The organism is Pontibacter rugosus (assembly GCF_042678745.1).
Taxonomy (GTDB): Bacteria; Bacteroidota; Bacteroidia; order Cytophagales; family Hymenobacteraceae; genus Pontibacter; species Pontibacter rugosus.
In genome coordinates this window covers 1-5,167 of sequence record NZ_JBHTLD010000282.1, presented here as the reverse complement: position 1 = coordinate 5,167, position 5,167 = coordinate 1, and the positions used below count along the sequence as shown (strand labels likewise).

Genomic DNA, 5,167 nt, shown 5'->3' with positions numbered 1-5,167 from the left:
GGCTCAGCTTTTACTTTCTTAATAAGAAGACCTAAATATTGAAATAGTTTTAGGGTTTTTACATCAAATTCACCACCCATGCACTTTAAGGCATCTAAACGTACTATCATATACTTTACAGGCCTGTTATTGTTATTTTCAGCTGTTTCCCACGCGCAAATCTTAAATGTAGAGCGAGCAAGGGTAGACAGAGATTCCGCTAATTATTTTACCGGGAAGGCAGGAATGAGTTTTTCTATGTTTAACAGAAATGCCGGAAAAGATAATCCTAATAACTACCTTCAGTTTACTATGAATGGAGATGTGGCATATATATCAGCAAGGCATAGTTATTTGTTATTAAACTACTACAATTACCTACTCGTTAACTATGATTCCAAAGAGCTCCGTAATACTGTAGCAAGTACAGGGTATTCTCACTTCAGAGCTAATTTTGAGCGAAAAAAGCGTTTATCTTATGAATTATTCACGCAACTGCAAGCTGATAAGGCACGGGGGCTGGAACTGCGGACTTTAGCTGGAGGAGGATTGCGATTTAGGTTGCTTAAAGCAGAAAGTAGTGGAATTTATCTTGGTTCGGGCTTAATGCAGGAGCATGAAGAGTGGGAGGAACCAGATGAAGAGAGCCAAATTATAGTTTCCGATTTAATAAAATCCACGAACTACCTTAGCATGAGAGCTAAACTTAATGCTAATGTTACTGTGGATGGAATCACTTATTATCAGGTAGGATATGCTGATAGTATAGAAAAATGGCGTAACAGAGTTAGTGGGGATGTTTCGTTGCAGTTTAAGTTAAATAACAGGTTAACTTTTAAAGTAAACTTTACCTGCACCTATGAAGATGAACCAATTGTTCCCATAACAAATTTCGTTTATACTCTGTCTAATGGTTTGCAAGTACAGTTTTGATCTGCTCTAATAAATTTTATTACTTCAAAAAATACTTACTCACGCAATATTTTTCTAATTTCACCATTTGAAAATTACTTGCGGCATTCACATAAGCTATCATTCGACCTTTAAAGATAAGGAAAACATAACAATGCGTAACACCTTTATAGCGTGGAGGATTCTACTGGGATTAGTGTTATTCTCTTCCTGCGTTCCTCAAAAAAAGCTAATATTGCTGCAAGAAAACCCAGAAGTTAAAAATCAAGGTAATGCAGACGAACTCCTGAAAACCTTTGATTTAAAGCAAAAAGTTTATGCTTTAAGAGCTGGTGACGTTCTTTCACTGCTCGTGCAAACAACAACACCAGCAGAATATAATTTCCTTAATTCACCGGCAGTAGTGGCAGGTTCAAATGATCCTGTTTTAAGCGGCTATACAATTGATGCTGCTGGGAATATAAATTTACCGGTTGTAGGGCAAATTCAGCTTGCAGGTTTAACTATGCCAGAAGCTCGTCTAAGGGTTGCAGAGGCCTTGATGCCTTTCTTAGCGAATCCTACAGTAAATCTGAGACTACTTACATTTCGATATACTATAGTAGGAGAGGTACGTGCTCAAGGTCAATTCATAACATACCAGGATCAAATAAATCTAATGGAAGCAGTTGCATCTGCAGGAGGGTTTTCTGATTACGCTAATCGAGGCAGGATCCGACTGATAAGATACGAAGGAGGCCAGGCAAAGCTATATAATTTTAGCTTGTTAAATGATAATACGATTGCAATGAGCAATTTTTATCTACAACCTGATGATATGATTGTAGTTGATCCACTTCCAGCTAAGTTTATACGCGAAAACGTGCTTGGTACTTTCTCTTTAGGATTTGGTATTATTGCTTCTGTTGTTATTTTGTTTAGTAGACTTTCACGTTAATTTTATATTTTGGAAACAAAATTAAACTCTGAAGAAACTAGCTTTATTGATTTTAAAGCAGTATTAAATTCTGCTATTTCTAAATGGTACCTTTTTGTACTTGGCTCCATAATCGCTCTTACGGCTGCATATTTAATTAATAGATACACTATACCTAAATATGAGATAACTTCATCTGTATTAGTATCTGGCAATGCGGCTGGTGGTACTTCAGCTGCAGCTTTACTATATGGTAATGAACTTTATAAAGGTACTCAAGGCTTAACAAACGAATCTATACTTCTGAAGACAAAGACTTTAGCTTATAAGACATTAGCTAAGTTGGATTTTCAGGTTAGCTACTACATACAAGGGAATGTCAAATTATTGGAGGCTTACCAAGGAGATTCACCCATCAGAGTAGAGTTTGATTCGACTTCAACTAATATCCCTTATAATTTGAGGTTTAATGTCAAACTGATTGACACTGACAACTATGCATTGAATACTGAAAATGCAAATTGGAGTACAGCATTAAACGGAAAGTCTTTTGCATTTGGAGAGTCATATAAAATCAACGACTTTAATTTCTCAATCACCCTTTTGAAAGAAGAGTCTTTTCAGGGAAATGAAATTTTCTTCGAACTCAATGAACTCAATGATCTAGCCAAGAAGTATGCATCAGCTTTATCAGTAGCGCCTTACGGAGGAGATGCATCAGCGTTGAACCTGACTTTGATAGGGTCAACTCCTAAAAAGGACGTGGACTATCTAAATGCTCACATGGAGACGTATAGGTTAAATAACCTGGCTATCAAAAATGCAGATGCTAATAATACATTAGATTTCATTGATGTTCAGCTGCAGCAAATTAGCGATTCCTTATCTTTTATAGAATCTAGGTTAGAGGAGTTTAAAGAGCGTAACGCCGCTGTTGATTTAGGTGCAGAAGGCAGTAGAATAGCGGGTGAGATTCAGACGCTTGAACAAAGCAAAGCTGAGTTGTTGATGACATCGAGGTATTACGATTACTTATCAAACTACTTAAGCACAGAAAATTCTAATGAGCAGATCCAGGCGCCTGCAACACTTGGTATTTCAGATCCAATTCTTAATACACTCGTTTCGCAGCTGATTACTTTGCAAAACGAACTCAATGTAGCAGCAAACAATCCAGGTCAGAACAACCCAGCTCTCCAACTTAAAAGACAGCAGCTAAACGAGGTAAGAGCCTCTTTGCGAGAGAACTTGAGTAGCTTGAAATCTGCGAATGAATTAACGCAGCGAAATCTTAACCAACGCATTAGTGTTGCGGCTGCTGAGTTGAGGAAATTACCCTCATCCCAAAGAGAATTAATTAACATTCAACGCCTTTACAATTTAAGTGAAAACTTATATGTGTTGTTGATGGAGAAGCGTGCTGAAGCTGGTATAGCGAAGGCAGCCAACACTTCTGATATAACTATACTTCGAGAGGCATCAGTAAATAATCAAATCGCTCCTAAAACTTTACAGAATTACGGCATTGCCCTCATGCTTGGTTTAGGTTTACCACTTGCTTTTGTGTTTATAAAGGAGTTGATGAATAATAAAATCCATACTGTAGAGGATATAGCTAAATATACTTCACTGCCTCTTTTAGGAATGGTAGGTCATAATACTAAAGATGATAATTTGATAGCTAACCTTAGCCCTAAATCAGCTATGGCAGAGGCATTTAGAACAGTTCGTTCTAATCTTCGCTATATGACAAGTATGGATGAAGGAAATCCTGAAGAAGGTAAAATTATTGTAATTACGTCTTCAATCAGCGGCGAAGGGAAGACCTTCTCGGCTAAAAACCTGGCTTATATTATCTCTATTTCTGGGGAGAGAACATTACTGGTAAATGCAGACATGCGTAAACCAAATAATAACTCTGACCTTGGGGTGAATAGCAGCAACGGTCTTAGTAATTATTTGGCAGGCTATACTAGTCTTGAGGATGTGTTGTGCACCACTATTCAGGAAAACCTACATGTATTGCCTTCTGGTGACATTCCCCCAAATCCATCTGAGTTGCTTTTGAGCAAGCGAATGACAGATTTGATTGTAGAGCTTAAAAATCGCTATGATTATATTGTGATTGATACACCTCCAGTTGGCTTACTATCTGACGGACTTGAACTGATGCAGATTTCAAACGCTAATGTGTTCATGGTTCGCCAAGATTATACTATCAAAGATTTCCTCATAAACATTCAGTTGCAAATAGAGTCTGGTAAAATAAAAAACACGGCTGTATTGTTCAATGATGTTGATTACAAGAAGCTTAGGTATGGCTATGGCTACGGTTATGGCTATGGCTACGGATATTATGCAGAAGATAATGAAACAAAGCCGTGGTGGAAACGAATACTGTAGCGTATTCCACTAAACTGACTTCAAAATAGTTTATGCATCAAAATTCTAAAGTTTATATAGCTGGCCATAGAGGTATGGTTGGCTCTGCCATTGTCCGGAAATTAGAGGCAGCAGGCTTTACTAATATTATCACACGCAGATCAAGCGAATTAGATTTGCGAAACCAACTAGCGGTACAGGACTTTTTTGAACAAGAAAAACCTGAGTATGTTTTTCTGGCAGCTGCCAAAGTGGGTGGTATTCAGGCTAATAATATCTATAGAGCAGAATTTCTCTATGATAACCTGATGATTGAGGCAAACATCATTCATGCAGCCTATAAAACTGGTGTTGAGAAGCTGATGTTTTTAGGCTCTTCCTGCATCTACCCGAAACTGGCACCGCAGCCTCTTAAAGAAGACTATTTGCTAACAGGTGAGTTGGAACCAACCAATGAGCCATATGCTATAGCAAAAATAGCAGGTATAAAGCTATGCGAAGCTTATAGAGACCAGTATGGCTGTAATTTTATCAGCGTTATGCCAACTAATTTATATGGTTATAACGACAACTATGACCTGCAAAACTCTCATGTTCTTCCTGCTCTAATCCGAAAGTTTCATGAGGCCAAGGAAAACGGTGATGCTTCTGTTACAGTTTGGGGTACAGGTAGCCCGAAGCGTGAGTTCCTGTTTGCTGATGACCTTGCTGATGCTTGTTACTTCCTGATGGAAAACTATAATGAGAAGGAGCTGGTAAATGTAGGTACAGGAGAGGATATTTCTATCAAAGAGCTAGCTTTGCTGGTAAAAGAGATAACAGAATTTGAAGGAGATTTGGAGTTTGATACCTCTAAACCGGATGGAACTCCTAGAAAATTGATGGATGTTTCGAAGCTTAACAGCTTAGGTTTCAAGTATTCTACAAGTTTAAGAGAAGGAATTGCGCTTGCTTACGAAGATTTCAAAAACAAAATAG

At 37.9% G+C, this 5,167-nt stretch carries 4 protein-coding genes; all 4 read left to right on the top strand.

The features are described from left to right. The first annotated feature begins 129 nt into the window (after nucleotides 1–129). On the top strand, nucleotides 130–912 hold the full coding sequence (locus tag ACFQ2O_RS19835) for a DUF481 domain-containing protein (protein ID WP_377532140.1): 783 nt from the start codon (nucleotides 130–132) through the stop codon (nucleotides 910–912). A 67-nt stretch (nucleotides 913–979) separates the two neighbouring features. Next, nucleotides 980–1,828 carry a polysaccharide biosynthesis/export family protein gene (locus ACFQ2O_RS19830; protein ID WP_377532137.1) on the top strand — a complete coding sequence of 283 codons (849 nt, stop codon included), beginning with the start codon at nucleotides 980–982 and terminating at the stop codon, nucleotides 1,826–1,828. Between the two features lie 9 nt (nucleotides 1,829–1,837). Then, nucleotides 1,838–4,210 (top strand): polysaccharide biosynthesis tyrosine autokinase, encoded by a 2,373-nt coding sequence (locus ACFQ2O_RS19825; RefSeq protein ID WP_377532135.1) that lies wholly within the window; start codon nucleotides 1,838–1,840, stop codon nucleotides 4,208–4,210. Between the two features lie 32 nt (nucleotides 4,211–4,242). Next, nucleotides 4,243–5,167, top strand: a 925-nt coding sequence (gene fcl / locus ACFQ2O_RS19820; RefSeq protein WP_377532132.1) for a GDP-L-fucose synthase, incomplete at its 3' end; no start/stop codon positions are given.